This window comes from Exiguobacterium sp. BMC-KP (genome assembly GCF_001275385.1).
Lineage (GTDB): Bacteria > Bacillota > Bacilli > Exiguobacteriales > Exiguobacteriaceae > Exiguobacterium_A.
Genome location: NZ_LGIW01000015.1, coordinates 542,793 through 559,804, shown reverse-complemented (window position 1 = coordinate 559,804; position 17,012 = coordinate 542,793). Strand labels below are relative to the sequence as shown.

Sequence of the window (17,012 nt, the reverse complement as noted above, 5' to 3'; positions counted from 1 at the left end):
AACGCTTCTCATTTCATTCTTCAGGGTATAAAAGAAGGTGACTCTTACAGAACGCTAGAAAGCGTATCATGAAACCCTTTATTACGAGGTCAGACTTTTACTCTTGACAGTGTTCCAACATGGCTGTAAGATACTTTAGTATAGTGCAGTGATAACAAAAGAAAGTGTGGTTTTACTGAATGATAAACGCCGTATTGTTTGCCGTCTTTTTACTATTTATTTTAGCGATCTTCCGCGTCCACATCGTAGTCGCGATGGTCATCAGTGCGTTTGCCGGCGGTCTCGTCGGTGGTCTCGACCTGACTGAGACAACAAAAGCGTTCTCCGATGGTCTTGGTGACGGGGCAGAAATCGCCCTCAGTTACGCAATGCTCGGTGCGTTTGCCGTCGCCCTTTCGAAAACAGGCTTACCGGACGCTCTGGCGCACGCGTTGATTGTGCGTTCACGTGGTAACGCAAGTGCCGCTTCCGTCAAAAAATTAAAAGGATTCATCTTGTTCGCGATTCTCTTGCTTGCGATCAGTTCACAAAACGTTCTACCGATTCACATCGCGTTCATTCCAATCATCATTCCGCCGCTTCTTGGTCTCTTCAATCAGTTGAAGATGGATCGTCGTCGGATTGCAATCATCATGACATTTGGCCTTGTAACACCGTACATGTTCTTACCCGTTGGTTTCGGAGACATTTATCTCAACCAGATTCTGCTGAAGAATCTGAAGGCAAATGGTCTCGATACAGCAGGAGCATCCGTCATCGAAGCGATGGCGATTCCAGCACTCGGTATGGTCGTCGGTCTCTTGATCGGATTGTATTCGTACCGAAAAGAACGGACGTATGAGATGCGTGACATCGCCCCGGACGATTATGAAATTCCGGTCATCACGAAAACGAAACTTGTCTTAAGTGGTATCGTCGTCATCGCGACCTTGATCGTCCAACTGCAAACGGAATCGATGATTCTTGCTGCGACAACAGGACTCATCCTCTTTTTGTTGCTTCGTCTTGTTCGCTTCAGTGAAGCAGATGACGTCATAACACGCGGTATGCGCATGATGTCATTCATCGGTTTCGTCATGATTTCAGCAAATGGATTCTCAAACGTCTTGCGTAAGACGGGAGATATCGAGCCACTCGTCGAGAACTCGAAGTCGTTGATGGGCGATTCCCAACTCGTTGCAGCATTCGTCATGCTCTTGATTGGTCTTCTCGTCACGATGGGGATCGGCTCAAGTTTCTCAACTGTTCCAATCATTGCAGCAATCTTCGTTCCACTTTGTATCCAATACGGATTCAGTTTAGAAGCGACGATCGCCATCATCGGTACATCCGGCGCACTCGGTGACGCGGGTAGTCCGGCATCTGACTCGACACTCGGACCGACAAGTGGTCTAAATGCAGATGGTCAACATGATCACATGCGGGAAACAGTCATTCCGACGTTCCTTCATTACAACATCCCACTCCTCATTTTTGGTACGATCGCTGCGGTTGTATTATAAATTGTGAGACGGATTCGCGGTTACAGCGAATCCGTCTTTTATATTGTCTCCAATTTTTTGCTTTTCATTTCATCGTTGGTTCTCTAAAATAAAAGAATGTATTGAATACAAAGGAGTTGTCTTACGTGTTATCTCAAGTCGTCAACCAAATCTTGCTTTCGCTTGCCGATCTCGGATATTTCGGCATCGCCCTCGGGTTGATGATTGAAATCATACCGAGCGAAATCGTCCTCTCATACGGTGGATTCATGATCTCTCAAGGAACGATCGGCTGGCCGCTCGCCGTCGTCGCTGCCGTCATCGGTGGATTATTGTCGCAATTATTCTTATACTGGTTTGCGCGTTACGGTGGCCGTCCCTTGATTCTGAAATACGGGAAATATGTCCTAATTTCAGAACACCATCTCGATTTAGCAGAGCGCTGGTTCTTGAAATACGGTCAAGGCGTCATCTTTGGCGCTCGTTTCATTCCAGTTGTCCGTCACGCCATCTCGATTCCGGCTGGTCTTGCGAAGATGGATCAAACGAAGTTTTCTCTCTATACGGTTCTCGCGATCATTCCATGGTCAATCCTCTTCCTCTATCTCGGGGAAACACTTGGAACGAATTGGCGCTCGATTAAGGAAGTCGCAGCTCCTTACACGAACGGTGTCTTAATTGCTGCTGTCGTCTTGATCATCCTTTACGTCATCTTTAAGCGCCGTCAACGAACGGTCTGAACAACTAGCAGTCTGTCTTACGACGGACTGCTTTTTTAAACAAACAGGAGGTCCTGCCATGCTCACATCCCCACTTGCTCATTTTCCATTACGTCGCTTGACCGCGTCCTATCGAAATGGCAGTCCAGTCGCGACTGGCATCACTGTCGACGGTCACATCCTATTCGTCGAAAAGACGTTAGATGAAGCGCGTGGTCGTACCGTTTTGTCCATCCATCAATTAAAAGATGAGTGGCGGAAAACAACAATCGTTGCTCAATCGGAGACAGATTTTTCATTCGTCGATCGTTTTCCCGATGGTCGTCTTCTGCTCGTCGCCTCGCGATGTGATGACGACATCGATGGGTCATGGATGCCAAATGCATTTATATATGATAACCAAGGACACTTACTCGATAGCTATTGTCTCGACGATGGAATTCAGAATGTCCAGATTGATGAACAAAGTCAGATTTGGGTCAGTTATTTTGATGAAGGAGTCTATGCTGATGCGATGACGAGCTCAAATGGAGCGTTTGGTCTTGTTGCCTTTAATGATCGAGGACAGGTCCAGTACAAGAATCGTCAGTATCCAATCGATGACTGCTATGCATTGAATGTCTGTTCTTCTAAAGAAGTCTGGTTTTTCTATTATTCCGATTTCCGGTTTGTTCGCATCGGTCAGGACGATTTAGTCTGTGAGGCACCAACGATTGCGTTCTCGCAGTTTGCTCGTCATGATACGTATCTCCTTGCTGCCGATCACGATGATGTCCAGTTACTTCAACAAAACGGAACGGTCTTTCAGCCAATCCGCTCGATTCGCTTCATGACAGAACAAGGTGAAACCCTGTCAGGTGAACTTACAATGCGACATGATTTGATTGTTTTATCGACACCAAATCAGTTATATTTCGGTAAGCTCGATCGACACCTCTCCGCTTTACTTGCCAACGAATGAAAGCTGTTACATGTTTGTTTCATGAATTTCTGATTTTTGAAACCTCTATTTCAAATTTTCAAAAAGACTAGCCGAGTCCTATCCGAGGATAGTATACTCAGCGTTATAGTTATTCGGGCAAGTTGTCTGAACATTATGACGTCACAGTTTTTTTGGGGGAAATGATGAGTTCGAATTTGAAACGCGATTTAACAGCACGACAAGTACAAATGATTGCACTTGGAGGAACGATCGGGGTTGGTCTGTTCCTTGGAGCATCGAGTACGATTGCTTGGACAGGTCCATCCGTCTTACTTGCGTACATGCTAGCAGGAGTCTTTATCTTTTTTATCATGCGTGCACTTGGTGAGATGGTCTACACCCATCCTCACAGTGGTTCGTACGCAAAGTTCGCAAACGATTATATCCATCCGGCCGCTGGCTTTTTGACAGCGAGCAGCAACATCTTTAACTGGGTCGTCGTCGGGATGAGTGAAGTCATTGCCGTCGGTACCTATCTACGCTTCTGGTGGCCGGAACTACCGACTTGGATTCCAGGTGTCGTCGTCATCATTCTCTTGACTCTTGCGAACCTGGCTTCGGTTAAAATGTTCGGCGAACTCGAATTCTGGTTCGCCTCAATCAAGGTAATAACGATTCTTCTGATGATCGTCGCTGGTTTCGGTATCATCTTCTTCGGATTAGGGAATGATGGAAATCCGGTCGGTTTCTCAAATCTGTGGGAGAACGGCGGCTTCTTCACGAATGGTTTCACCGGCTTCTTCTTTGCGCTCTCAATCGTCTTCGCCTCTTACATCGGTGTTGAGTTGATCGGCGTGACAGCTGGAGAAACAAAAGATCCAGAGAAAAATATTACGAAGGCTATCAATGGTGTCGTCTGGCGAATTTTGATTTTCTACGTCGGATCCATCTTCATCATCGTCACGGTCTATCCGTGGAATGAGTTGTCGGATCTCGGTAGTCCGTTCGTTGCGACATTTGCGAAAGTCGGTGTGACGATTGCTGCCGGTATTATCAACTTCGTCGTCATTACAGCAGCATTATCCGGCTGTAATTCAGGGATCTTCAGTGCTAGCCGAATGATTTATACGTTAGCAGAAAAAGGACAAGTGCCTTCCTTCTTCTTGAAGGTCAACAAACGTGGGATTCCATTCTACACAGTCCTCGCTATTTCTGTAGGTATTTTCTTCGGTGTCATTTTGGATATCGTCCTACCGCTCGTTCTTGGAAAGGATACGAATATCTTTGTGTATGTTTATAGCGCTTCAGTACTACCAGGGATGGTACCGTGGTTCGCTATTTTGATTAGTCACATTCGTTATCGCAAACTCGAAAGTGAACGAACACCTTCACATCCATTTAAGATGCCAGGAGCGCCGGTAACAAACTACCTATCGATCGTTGCCCTCTTGACGGTGCTTGTCGGGATGCTGTTCAACGACGAGACACGCGTGTCCATCTTAATCGGTATCGCCTTCTTGATTTTAAGTACGATCTATTACATCGTAAAAGTACCAAAAATCGAAAAATAACAATATTTCTTTCCTCTCATGGCATCATGGGAGGAATTTTTTTGTTCTGTTTTTTATATATTGACATTATTTATCATTAGTGTTAGAGAATTTATTCCGAACATCTACTTCTTAGAACAGCAAATCATTCACGATTTTTATACGATAACTCATATTTCATTTACTATTTTTCTAATAAATCGTTAAAAAATCAGAAAATATAGTCTTTTTATCGAAAGTGTATTTTTATGTTTTAAGGTCTTTTGAACGGGAATAAACTCACCATACACATAATATTTCATGTGTAGAACATCCTAACTAAAATATTTTTACGAAAGAAAGGAGAGATGTAACATGAACGGATTCAATCGTTTCCTACTCGTTCTGATCGGCATTCTTGGCTTGATCAGCGTCGGCCTTCTTGTACTCGGCGTCTATGATGTTCCACGCCTCAGTCCTCTGATTGAACAGTGGCAAGATCAACAATGGTATAGCTACACGATTCTCTCTCTTGGTGGCTTCCTAGCATTCGTATTTGTCATTCTATTATTCACTGGACTGCTCAGCCGATCAAAAGGACAACGTCTTCTGATTCAAACCGGTGACGGTAACATCACCATCTCAAAACAGACAATCGAACGGACAGCGCTTGAGTCAATTCGCGGTATGAATGGAGTTCGCTCCCCGCGCGTGAACGCTGACATCCACTCGAAAAAAGAAACCGTCGCTCTCGAAGTTGACTGTTCCGTCTTCGGTCAAGAAGGATTACCGACGATCGGGAAAGACATTCAAGAACGCGCCAAACATGCAGTCGAATCATTACTTGAACTACCAGTCACGAAAACACGTGTCCGGATTAGTGACACGAAAACAAAAACGTCTGAACGTGTCGTCTAAGACGAAAGAGGAGGAAGATCATGAAAACGAGCGAAGCACTTCGTCCGTATCGCTATCGCCTACTCGGTGGACTAATCGGATTAATCCTCGCCATCTTGTTCTTGACGATCGGTTTCGGGCCAACATTGCTGATCATCGTATTCGCAGCAATTGGTTACTTGATTGGTCAATGGCGAGACAATGCCCTTGATGTCGAGGGATGGATTCAGTTCTTTCAACGGGACTGAACGTAACGTAAAGAGTAGCAAAAAAACAGTTAACTAACATTAAAAGGAGAGATTTCTCATGGCTAACGAAATCAACACTAAACAAAACGAAAACGAAGTCGCACGCGAAAACAAACTAACATTTGAAGATCAAGTCATCAAAAAGATTGCTGGTATCGCATCAAATGATGTCAAAGGGATCCTTTCAATGAGTGGTGGTTTCATGAGTGGGTTGACAGACCGCTTCCGTAGCACAGAAGACATCACGAAAGGAATCGACGCAGAAGTCGGCGAACGACAAGTCGCACTCGACTTAAAAGTCATCGTCGAATACGGCAAAAACATCCCGTCAATTTTCCAAGACGCAGTCTCGAAAATCAAAAAATCAGTTCACGACATGACAGGACTCGATGTCATTGAAATCAACATGCATGTCGAAGATGTCATGACACGCTCTGAGTTCGATGCGAAAAGTAAATCAGCAAAAGAAGAGGAAGAAAAACGCGAGATTAAGTAATCACAATCAAAGTAAAAACTGGAATCGGAATAAATCCGTTCCAGTTTTTTTCTTATTCAAGTTCTTTTAAGATAACCGCTTTATTTAGCACGTCAAACACGTGCGTCACTTTGGCATTCGTCGTCTCAATCTCACGCAGACGATTGAGTACGAAAGAACGTTCTTCGCCTGTCAAAAGAGTTGCGAGTATGGCATAGACGGAGCTTGACTCGTCTTTCATCGTCGGCGTCGCTGATAAACGGTCGTAGCGCGCATATATTTTCCCGTTCTTCAGTTCTTTAGAGATGAACGCCTGGAAAGTCTCGTCCGCTTTACCGATCACTCCTACTCGTAATCGTTCAATCAAGACTTGATCAATCATATTCACGACTTTGTCATCTGCCCACTTCGATTCATCTTGATTCGCATAGTATAGTTCTGCCGTGAACGGTCCCTCTCGTTTCGCTTGAGCCACTCTTTCTTTTGCAAAATCGAGTAACTGCAATCGTTTAAGTGCCGGCGGTTCTAAATAGTTCAAATGCAGTACATCTGTTGCCTGTTGCAAATCCCAATCGTAAAAATCAACGATATTACCATCAATTTGCTGTCGCTTGAGTAAGGTGGTCTCGATTCGACTCGCAAGCTTTAAATATGACGGTTCACTGAATTGCTTTCCGGCTTGTAGTAACGTTTCCGAAATTCGTATATCGTCAATCCAAGCATTTGTTGCCGTTTTCTCACCTAACTCCCATTTGATATATACCTCTGATCCGCGTTCGACTAAAAAATGATTTTTTAATATTTTCACCTGTTCCTTGAACCGTACTTCATCATCGAGTAGTAATACATATTGCATATACTGACCTAGACTCTCCGACAGGCGTTGGGCATTCGAACGATCATAGGCACGAATGATACCGTTTTGCATATAGTCCTCTTCTACTTGTTGCACGATATCGTCCTCTTGTTTCTGCACGAAATACCAGACTCCTCCCGCTAGCAAAAACATGAGTAGACCAATCCCTAATCCTTTCTTCATGACTCGATCTTGACGCGCTTCGTCTTATCCCAGACGATGACCTCTTTGCGTACCTTACTTTTGATATAAGCATACATTCCGCGAAATAAAAGAATGACGAATAATTGTGCATAGGTAAAGTACATAATTAATCCGACGAGGATATTTTTCGGGGTAGCGGTTCCCTCAAGTTCTTGCGCAGCTAAGATTTGGATTGTATAGACAAGATAGGTCATGAACCAAAACATGATGAGTGGCGTCGTCGCCTCATCAAATGCATAACCGAACAACCCTAGAATCAAGACGATATCAGAAATTAACAACAAGAAAATAAAGAGCAGGTACGTCATGATATGCTGCAAAGAATGGACGAGCGTACTTCCTTTCCAAAAATCTCGTGTCCGAAGTGATTTTTCTAATAGATAAATATTTCCAAGCATCCAACGCGTCCGTTGCTTCATGTATACTTTCATCGTTTCCGGCTCTTGTTCCCACGTCTCCGCCTCGTATACGACAGGAAGTGTATAACCGAGTGCCGTGATGCGCATCGTCAATTCCGCATCCTCTGCCAGTGCATATGGATCGTATCCGCCTAATTCTTCGATGACATCTCGTTTCAACAGCATGTTTGTTCCTGCTAAAGATCCAGTCTTAAATGCTTTCCAGCGACCACTTTGCATGATCAACTGAAACACCTGAAATTCAATTGCAATCATCCGCGTCAGCAGGTTCGTCGTTGCATTGATCGTCTTGACGATTCCAACCGCTCCGCAAGCATTCTTTTGAGTCATTGCTTGTTCGACGAGTCGTGTCACTGTATCCGCCTTCGGCTGATTGTCTGCATCAAAGATTAAGAAATATTCGGAATCCGTGATCGATAGCCCATAGTTCAGAACACGTGATTTTCCGATTGGTTCACCTTTTGGGACATGAATGTAATGGACTCGACTGAACATCGTCGTAAATTCCCTGGCAATCTCTTGCGTCTCATCTTGCGACTGATCATCGAGTAAAAACACATCAAGATTCCCTGGATATTTGATTCCCATCATCGCCTCGAGTGTTTGACGCATGACGATGCCTTCATTATGTGCTGGAATCAAAACAGCGACAGACGGATATTCATTTAAAGTAACTACGTCTTTTTTTCCGTACCGATCGAGAATACCGGCAATCGTCAGATAAGAATAATACAGTAAAAGTAACCAAAAGATCGCCATGATGACATTCAAGACGAGATTCATTGCTCCACCACCTTCCGTTGCTTCAGCGTCTCTTCCACAGATGATCGTACAGGAAGAATTTCGACTTGAAAGGGCAACGCTAGCACCGTAAAGCGTTGACGAAGTTCATCCTCGTAACGTTGCCACGCAATCTCCGCACCATGATGATCTGTGTTTTGAAGAAAGATGATGAATTCCTGACGATTTCGTTGTGACATGACGTCATAATGTGCCCGAAATACCTTTAGCCCGGCATCTGTCAATTGTTGCATGATTGTTTTCTTATTCAAACTAGCGTATGGAATTTGAATATGAAGTAACATATTTTGTTCCTGTCGACGATTTGCTCCCGCAATTAAAAAATCCGTTCGATCTAAAAATTCGCTGTAGGAAAGCAATTGGGGTGAAGCGGAGAACCCCTCAAGCAAAGCAACTCGCTTTTGAAGAGATTCATTCTCTTCAAATACACTTCGTAACTGACGTAGGAATAACCAGTATAAAAAGACTCCGACTGAGGATAAGAGATGTTGTCCGATGTAGGACAATTGCAGTTCGTTCGAAGCCTCGTTATACCACGATAAAATCAAATAGAGAAAACCCATGACGAGAACATAACTGATCAATATCAAGAAATTTTTTCTTCCATTCAAAAGAGTCATGACGATCAATACTGGAACCAATAAGAAATGCAGGATTGACGTCGTAATATCGAACGTCACTTGATACAAGACAAGGACAGTAGCCAAGAGACCTACTAATAATAAAAGTGAAAGCGCATATCGCCTCATTGAACCCCTCCTCTTCAATTGTTGAATTCTAAATGTATACCCTTAAAATGGATAGGAGTATCCTATTTTTTCAATGCTCCTCGCGCGTTTAAGGCAGCAAAGATGACCATCGCGATACTAAGAACGGCAGCTACAATCAACCCTTGCCAGTAAACGGACCAATCGATGTCCGGACGGGTTAACACACTACGCATCCCTTCCATGATATAGGTCGTCGGATTGATTGTCGCAGCAATCTTAAGCCACTCAGCTTCAATCAAGTCTTTTGGTACGAACGTCGTCGACAAGAAAATCAACGGAAAGAACAAGAGCGTTCCAGCTTGTGCCGCTTGTGCGTTGCGTGTCTTTAAGGCTACACCGACCGAATAACCCGCAAAGGCGAGTCCGAATCCGAGCGCAAGTAAAATCGTTAAGAAAAAGCCACTGATCCCCACTGGAATCGATAGACCGAGCAAAAATGCCATCCCAAAGATCAATAACGTTTGAACGAATAATTGCAACATACCAGCTAACATCGGTCCGAGAACAATTGCGGTTCGTGAGACCGGTGTCAATAAGAGCCGAGCAAAATAACCGCTTTCGATATCCTTGACGAGTGCTTGACCAGCGCCCCCTGCTCCTCCAACAGCACCCGAGACGATTGAGACAGGAAGAATGAAGTTCAAATAATCGACGCCATCGAATTGAGGTAAATTCGAGATACCGGAGAGACCGCTCGTATAGACGAGCAGGAAAAACACACTGATGATCAAGTTCGGGATAAAGGAGAACGGATTGCGTAACGTCACGAGTAGACTCCGCCGCATCAAAAACCATGTTTCTCGTATCATCTCACGATTCCTCCTTATAGGCTTGCCCTGTTAAACGGATGAATACATCATCAAGTGACGGTTGTTTGACGACAAGTGACGTAGCAACCATCTTCCGTTCGTCAAGGAAGCGGACGACCGCACGTAATGTTTCCGTACCGTGTGATGGAATAATCAAACGATCTTTTTCCTGACGACCAGCGAATACTTCTAAGACCAACCGTTCATCTGCTTTTTCAGCAAGTGTCAACTCGATCCGTTCCTCTCCGTTTGCTGCCTTCAGTTCTGCTGCCGTTCCTTCGGCAATCAATTGCCCCTCGTTGATGATTGCAATCCGGTCTGCTAACTGATCGGCTTCTTCCAAGTATTGTGTCGTCAAGAAGATCGTCGTGCCGAACTCCTCATTTAATCGCCGGACCTCGTTCCAGATTTGCACACGACTTGCTGGATCGAGTCCGGTCGTTGGTTCATCGAGAAACAGAACAGTTGGTTGATGGACGAGTGTCAAGGCGAGATCGAGGCGTCGTTTCATCCCACCGGAGTAAGTGCCGGACCGTCGTTGCCCGTCTTGATCGAGTCCGACGAGTTGTAACAATTCTTCTGCCCGCTTCTTAGCTTCCGTCTGACTTAATCCGAATAACTTCCCCTGTAAGACAAGTAACTCAAGACCGGTCAAATCCTCGTCGATGCCAGTATCTTGAAGGGCGACTCCAATTTGCAAGCGGACTTGTTTTTCCTGTTTGACGACATCGAATTCTTGTATCGTCGCCCGACCTCCGGAAATCGGAATCAACGTCGTTAGCATCTGAACGGTCGTCGATTTCCCGGCACCGTTCGGTCCAAGAAAGGCAAAGATCTCCCCTGCTTGCACGTCAAACGAAATCCCTTTGACGACATCCTTTCCGTCGTACGTCTTCGTCAAGTTCTCGACATGAATCATCTTCATTCCTTCTTTCCTCGAAATCAAAGTCATGTCCAAGATTTTCCCGTTTTTCCTGTTATCGAATCAAAAAAACTTTTATACAGATGGCGTACCTCACAATCTTTTTATACTAACGATTCATCGATATTTTTGCATACAAAAACGCGCTCTCAATAGAGAACGCGAAATCAAAACGTATACTCATTTCATACCTGAAATATTATACCCTTCAATGATGTACTTTTGGAAAATCATGAAGATAATGATAATCGGGATGACCATGAACGTAGCTCCCGCCATTTGCAGTCCATAATTTCCACCGTGTTGCCCTTGAAGTAACGCTAAACCAACAGATAAAGTATATAGTGACTCATCATTCGCAATGATGAGGGGCCATAAGAAACTATTCCATGCCCCAATAAACGTTAATATTCCTTGAACTGCTAAGATAGGTTTTGACATCGGAAGAACGATCGAGAAGAAAATACGCCATTCACTTGCTCCATCCAATCGAGATGCCTCTAACAGCTCGTCTGGAATCGTCGTCATGAATTGTCGAAACAGAAACACGCCGAACGCACCAACTAATCCGGGTAAAACGATTCCCGTCATCGTGTTTGTCAATCCCATTTGGTTAAGCATTAAATAGACTGGAATCATCGTTACTTGCCCCGGGATCATCATCGTGGCGAGTACACCAACGAATAGCAACTTACTCCCTTTAAAACGAAATTTAGCAAATCCATAACCAGCCATTGCTGTTAAGAGTAGACCAAAAAACGAGGCCAACACAATTAAAAGTGTATTTTTCAAATAGGTCAAAAAGTTTAAGTTCACGAATAAATTGACGTAATGCTCAAAAGTTAACTCCTTTGGCCAGATCGTCAGCGGAAGTGCTAAAATTTCCGCATCCGTTTTAACAGAAGAAAGAACCATCCAAAAAAACGGTAAGAGAAAACAAAGACCTAGTAACGTCAATACCGTTGCAAGACCCCATTGGAAAGTAGACTTTCGTCGTCTTTTTTCCGGACGTGCTATTGGTGAAAATCGAGCTTCCCTGCCTGTTACAACTACAGGTTTTTCTTTCGGAATCATCGATTTGTCCCCCTTCCCTTAGTAAGGATTATCATTTTTTTGAACACGGAACTGGATTAATGTGACCGTAATGATTAAAACGAATAGTACAACGGAACCCGCGGCAGCGTATCCGAAGTTACTCAGTTGGAACCCGTTTTGATAAATGAACAGCGCCAATGATGTCGTTGAATTCAACGGTCCACCTTCTGTCATAATGAACGGTTCCTCGAAAAATTGAATCCAGCCGATCAACGTCGTCACCGTGACGAAGAAAATAGCATAACGTAAAAGAGGAATTGTGATTTTAAACATTTGTTGAAACGTACTCGCTCCGTCGAGTGCAGCTGCTTCATAGTACGTTCGTGGAATCCCCTGCAATGCCGCAAGGAAGATAATCATGTTGATTCCGACAGCCCGCCATAATGCTAATAGAATCAACGATAATTTTGCGACGAGTGGATCTTGTAACCACGGCACATCCGGTAAATGAATCGCGTTCAAGATAAAATTAAAGAGTCCGTACTGGGGATTGAATAAGAATCCCCAGACAACGGCAACGGCAACAACGTTCGTAATAGATGGCATATAAAAAACGACGCGAAACCATTCAAATACTTTTCCCCGACCAAAGTTAATCGCAATAGCAATGGAGAGCGAAAGTGTAATGACAAGTGGCACACCCAAGATGACATAAAAAACGGTGTTCGTTAAAGCTTTTAAGAAAACCTCATCCTTAAAAATTTCTAGATAATTTGTAATACCGATCCATTCGATGTTTGCATAGTTGGCAATCCCCGCTAAATCCATGTTCGTAAAACTCATCACTACGGCAACGAAAAGCGGTGTGATCGAAAACAGAAACAGTAAAATGATGGTCGGTGCAATGAACAGATAAGGCGCCTGATGGTTGAGCAACCGTCTCATTCAGAAGACTCCTTCCTTGAAGCTTCCGCTCCGCTTATTTTAAGATGGTTTCTGCTTTCTTTTGGAACACTTCAACTTCTTTGTCGACAGCAGCATCTCCACGGTACATTTTCTCAAAACTCTGTAAGTAGGTTTGTGACACTTTCTCCCACGAAGAGATAAGTGGCATTGGTTGAGCAGCTTGCATTTGTTCACCGAACGTCTTGAGTTTTTCATCATTTTGAAGTGTGTCATTTTCCCATGCTTCTTTTGTTGAAGGAAGTGATTTCGTCATTTCCATCCATTTTGTCTGCGTTTCCGGTTCACTCATATACGCGATAAACTTCGCAGCTTGATCTTTTTTAGAACTGCTTTCAAAGATACTCAGGTTTGCTCCACCGAGGAATGAAATATTATTTTCTTTTTTCGGAAGGACTGCAGTTCCCCACTTCGATTCAATCCCTGGCATCTGATCGTTAATCAGATTGATCATCCACGGTCCGCTGATGAACATCGGTACATTCGGTTCTTTTGCCCCAAAGGCTTGTACGATATCCATTCCTAAATCAATCGGAGCATACTTTTGTTTGAAGTAACTCGTTAAGTATTCAGCACTCTCGATAAATTCAGGCTGATTAAATAACGGTTTGTTATCTTGCGTCAATAAATCCGATCCATTTTGACGCGCAAACATGAAGTTCAACATTTGATCATTCGTATCCAAGGTAATTCCGTACATGTTCTCGCCTGGACGTTTCGCAAGCTTCGCCGAAGCATCCTCGAGTTCTTCCCATGTCTCTGGTGCTTTTTTATACCCGACATCAGCTAACGCATCTTTGCGATAGTAGAGAACGCGAGTATCGGTATACCAAGGCGCACCGTAAACACCATCTTTTAGTTCAACCGTTTGATAGGATCCCTCATAAAAATTATCTTTTGCAAGAGAAGGATATTTCTCCACATATTTTTTCATGTCTGAAAGAGCACCGGCTTCAACGAATTCCGGCATCCAAGATGTTCCCATTTGGACGACATCTGGTCCGTTTTTCGAAGCTACTGCCGTTAATAATTTATCGTGTGCCGTATCCCATGGTATTGCTTGAACCTTTACTGTGACACCTTTGTTTGCTTTCTCATATTCTTTCACGAGCTTCGGTAATGCCTTTCCTTCTTCACCCATAGCCCAAATCGTTAACGTCTTCTCATCATCTCCAGACCCTGATGAACAAGCTGCTAATGTTGATACCGATAATGCGCCGACTGCAAGTGCTAGTCCGAGTTTTTTCATGGTTCCATTCCTCCATCTCGTATTAATCGAAACGTTTCGATTGTTTTCTAAAAAAATAATGTTTATACAAAGGCTTTTCCTTAAAGCAACAGGTTAAACGTTTCTATAAACATTATAAGCATTCATGTATGCGCTTACAACATATTTTTTTATTTCTTTTGGAGGACAGATCCTGCCACGATGAACTTCGAGTCAATTTTTGCATTCGTTCGTTCTCGTTTATCAATTAATTGAAGTAATGCACGGGCAGCAGATTTTCCCCAATCTAATTTCGAATAGCTGACACTTGCGATTTTCGGTTGTGTATAATTCGTGACCTCAAGCTTATCGAACCCCGTAAGCGATACATCAAGACCGATTCGAAATGATGTATTTTGTAACACGTCATACACTCCAAGTGCCATATCATCATTCAAACAAATGATGGCATCTCCGTCCTGTAACTCTTCAAGAATTTCGCTTGCAGCCCGAATACCAGAACGTTTCGTAAATCCACCCTCCCATTTACGAACTGTAATACCCGCTAGATCAGCCTGTTCTAAAACGACAGCGCGACGCTCGAAAGCATCATGGTTATCTTCCGGTCCATCGACGAGATGAATACAGCCCGGCTTTGTTGCGAGGATCGTTTGCATCGCTTGTCGCATGCCCATCTCATTATCAAGCAAGACACAACTAATGTTCGGATGATCAATGTTTCGATCAAGAATCGTCAACGGGTGTCCCCGATCAGCAAACCCAAGAATTTGTTCTTGTGTGAAACGATGACCTAAAATAATTCCGCCATCAACGATGCGTTCTGTCATTAAGCGGTGGGATTCCGGTCCATTACAGACGATTAACTCATATCCTGTTTCCGATAACTCGTGATTGATTCCTTTTAACAGTTCACCATAAAATGATCCTGAATAGTCACCAAGAAAGGCGCCGATGATATGGGTCTTTCGTGTCTTTAATGTTCTAGCAGCAGCATTCGGAATGTAATTCAACTCTTCCGCGATTTTCATGATTCGTTGCCGTGTTTTCTCTGTTACTTTCGTACTCCCATTCAACGCGTAGGAAACGGTCGAAATCGAGACGCCCGCTGCTTTTGCAATATCCTTAATTCCTGTCATTTCACTTCACTTCCTTCCCTAAAAAGTATAGCATAGGACCGCCGCATAAGGACCGAGTTCTCCGTCATGATAGTCCCCTACTCCAGTTAGTATCTTCCCCATCTTGATATGATGCTGGACCGAATGATTCGACAGATTTACAAGTATTCGAACAGCGTTTTCCCCAAATACACGATCAAAGGCAATCATCGTTGACGGCGTCTCATGCCACCTCATTTCTCCTTCTAATAAAGCGGGCGTTGCTTTCCGTATCGAAAGTAATTGGCGATATAACTGAAGTAAACTATTAGCATTCCCTTGTTGATCATGAACATTTCGGTCATGTGTATTCATTCCTCGTATCCATGGAGTCTCCACCGAAAATCCACCGTCTCGCGTCCACATCATCGGGAGACGGGCATGATCACGACCTTTCAATTGAACAGACTGTATCGACCCACCTTGCTCTAAATAACGGAGTGTTTCGATATCCTGATACTCAGATCGTTGTATGTTTCCATTCGTCATCCCGATCTCATCTCCTTGATAAATGAACGGTGTTCCTCGTAATGTCAGCTGAAGCAAGGCAAGCATTTTTGCTGCGTTTAGATCATTGTCATACCACCTCGTAATGACGCGCGGTTGATCATGATTGTTCCAAAATAAGCTGTTCCACCCTTCTTCTTTCATCTCATCTTGCCATTTTCTGATCGTTCGTTTTAATTCCCTTGGATTAAACGACCGAAGGTGCCACTTCCCTTTTCCGACTTGCTCATCTAGCGCACAATTCTCAAAATTAAACACCACATCAAGTAATCCTTCTTCTTGAAGTCGACGAATTTCAGAAGGTGAAAGTCCACCCGCTTCACCGACTAAAAGCAGATTTGAACGATCAATCGACACCATCATCTCGCGTAACCCCTTTTGAACACGTTCAAAATCTAACCAGCGGTGCGGATGAAACTGTTTTCCAATTAAATCGATGACATCAAACCGAAATCCACGAACTCCTTTTTCTGTCCAAAACGATAAAACATGTGCAAATTCTTTTGCGACGATCGGCTGTTTCCAATTGAGATCCGGTTGTTCCTTTGCGAAGGAATGAAAATAGTATTGCTGACGTACACTTGAGAACGTCCAAGCAGAACCTCCAAAAAAAGACTCTACTTCCGTCGGTTCGTTACGCCAGATATACGTGTCTCCGTGCGGACCTCCTGGATCACTCTCGGATGCGATGAACCATTCGTGGCAGTGCGAAGTATGATTCGCGACAATATCCATCATGATCGTCATACCATAGTGATTCGCTTCGTCAATCAAGGCTTCCATCTCGTCCATCGACCCATATACTGGATCGATGGACGTATAATCCGCTACGTCATACCCGTGATCATATCCAGGCGACGTGTACACAGGGCATAACCAAATCATATCTACACCTAACCAGTGCAGATAATCCAATCGTGTACGAATCCCATTAAGATCTCCGATTCCGTCTCCATTCGTATCTTGAAAACTTTTCGGGTACAGATGATAGACTACTTGATTCCGATGTTTTAGTAGCATGTCGTTCACTCCATTCCTCCTATGCTAAAGGACAGGATGACTTCCCCGAAGTC

The 17,012-nt window shown here is 43.9% G+C and carries 17 protein-coding genes; 7 read left to right on the top strand and 10 right to left on the bottom strand.

Annotated features, from left to right (window positions below; genetic code table 11):
• Positions 1–182: 182 nt before the first annotated feature.
• The 7 genes from ADM98_RS08340 to ADM98_RS08310 all read left to right on the top strand — a co-directional run bounded on the left by ADM98_RS08340 (position 183) and on the right by ADM98_RS08310 (position 6,292).
• Complete coding sequence (locus ADM98_RS08340) at positions 183–1,502, top strand: Na+/H+ antiporter family protein (protein ID WP_053454510.1); 1,320 nt, start codon at positions 183–185, stop codon at positions 1,500–1,502.
• Positions 1,503–1,627: 125 nt separating this feature from the next.
• The gene (locus ADM98_RS08335) at positions 1,628–2,221 is read left to right on the top strand and encodes a DedA family protein (RefSeq protein ID WP_053453070.1); all 594 of its coding nucleotides are present in this window, start codon (positions 1,628–1,630) and stop codon (positions 2,219–2,221) included.
• Between the two features lie 58 nt (positions 2,222–2,279).
• Positions 2,280–3,161 (top strand): hypothetical protein, encoded by an 882-nt coding sequence (locus tag ADM98_RS08330; protein ID WP_053453069.1) that lies wholly within the window; start codon positions 2,280–2,282, stop codon positions 3,159–3,161.
• Between the two features lie 161 nt (positions 3,162–3,322).
• Entirely contained in the window at positions 3,323–4,693 is a 1,371-nt protein-coding gene (locus tag ADM98_RS08325; protein WP_053453068.1) for an amino acid permease, read from the top strand.
• Between the two features lie 333 nt (positions 4,694–5,026).
• Positions 5,027–5,569, top strand: a complete 543-nt coding sequence (amaP, locus tag ADM98_RS08320) for an alkaline shock response membrane anchor protein AmaP (protein ID WP_053453067.1) — start codon at positions 5,027–5,029, stop codon at positions 5,567–5,569.
• Between the two features lie 20 nt (positions 5,570–5,589).
• Entirely contained in the window at positions 5,590–5,796 is a 207-nt protein-coding gene (locus tag ADM98_RS08315) for a DUF2273 domain-containing protein (RefSeq protein WP_053453066.1), read from the top strand.
• Between the two features lie 58 nt (positions 5,797–5,854).
• On the top strand, positions 5,855–6,292 hold the full coding sequence (locus ADM98_RS08310) for an Asp23/Gls24 family envelope stress response protein (RefSeq protein WP_053453065.1): 438 nt from the start codon (positions 5,855–5,857) through the stop codon (positions 6,290–6,292).
• A 52-nt stretch (positions 6,293–6,344) separates the two neighbouring features.
• Here the strand turns inward: ADM98_RS08310 and ADM98_RS08305 are convergent, their stop codons facing one another.
• From ADM98_RS08305 to ADM98_RS08260, 10 genes are all read right to left on the bottom strand, one after another.
• Complete coding sequence (locus ADM98_RS08305) at positions 6,345–7,310, bottom strand: hypothetical protein (protein WP_053453064.1); 966 nt, start codon at positions 7,308–7,310, stop codon at positions 6,345–6,347.
• Complete coding sequence (locus ADM98_RS08300) at positions 7,307–8,533, bottom strand: glycosyltransferase family 2 protein (protein ID WP_053453063.1); 1,227 nt, start codon at positions 8,531–8,533, stop codon at positions 7,307–7,309. The genes ADM98_RS08305 and ADM98_RS08300 overlap by 4 nt, the downstream gene beginning before the upstream one ends.
• The gene (locus ADM98_RS08295; RefSeq protein ID WP_053453062.1) at positions 8,530–9,300 is read right to left on the bottom strand and encodes a hypothetical protein; all 771 of its coding nucleotides are present in this window, start codon (positions 9,298–9,300) and stop codon (positions 8,530–8,532) included. The genes ADM98_RS08300 and ADM98_RS08295 overlap by 4 nt, the downstream gene beginning before the upstream one ends.
• A 62-nt stretch (positions 9,301–9,362) precedes the next feature.
• The gene (locus ADM98_RS08290; protein WP_053453061.1) at positions 9,363–10,130 is read right to left on the bottom strand and encodes an ABC transporter permease; all 768 of its coding nucleotides are present in this window, start codon (positions 10,128–10,130) and stop codon (positions 9,363–9,365) included.
• 1 nt (position 10,131) lies between these two features.
• Positions 10,132–11,049: an ATP-binding cassette domain-containing protein gene (locus ADM98_RS08285; RefSeq protein WP_053454509.1), complete on the bottom strand. Its 918-nt coding sequence runs from the start codon at positions 11,047–11,049 to the stop codon at positions 10,132–10,134.
• 183 nt (positions 11,050–11,232) lie between these two features.
• Entirely contained in the window at positions 11,233–12,126 is an 894-nt protein-coding gene (locus ADM98_RS08280; RefSeq protein WP_082318522.1) for a carbohydrate ABC transporter permease, read from the bottom strand.
• 18 nt (positions 12,127–12,144) lie between these two features.
• Complete coding sequence (locus tag ADM98_RS08275; protein WP_053453060.1) at positions 12,145–13,032, bottom strand: carbohydrate ABC transporter permease; 888 nt, start codon at positions 13,030–13,032, stop codon at positions 12,145–12,147.
• A gap of 34 nt (positions 13,033–13,066) precedes the next feature.
• On the bottom strand, positions 13,067–14,299 hold the full coding sequence (locus ADM98_RS08270) for a sugar ABC transporter substrate-binding protein (protein WP_053453059.1): 1,233 nt from the start codon (positions 14,297–14,299) through the stop codon (positions 13,067–13,069).
• 149 nt (positions 14,300–14,448) lie between these two features.
• Positions 14,449–15,414 carry a LacI family DNA-binding transcriptional regulator gene (locus tag ADM98_RS08265; protein ID WP_053453058.1) on the bottom strand — a complete coding sequence of 322 codons (966 nt, stop codon included), beginning with the start codon at positions 15,412–15,414 and terminating at the stop codon, positions 14,449–14,451.
• Between the two features lie 18 nt (positions 15,415–15,432).
• A complete protein-coding gene (locus ADM98_RS08260) occupies positions 15,433–16,959 on the bottom strand; it encodes a glycoside hydrolase family 13 protein (protein ID WP_160315922.1) in 1,527 nt (508 codons plus the stop codon).
• Positions 16,960–17,012 lie beyond the last annotated feature (53 nt).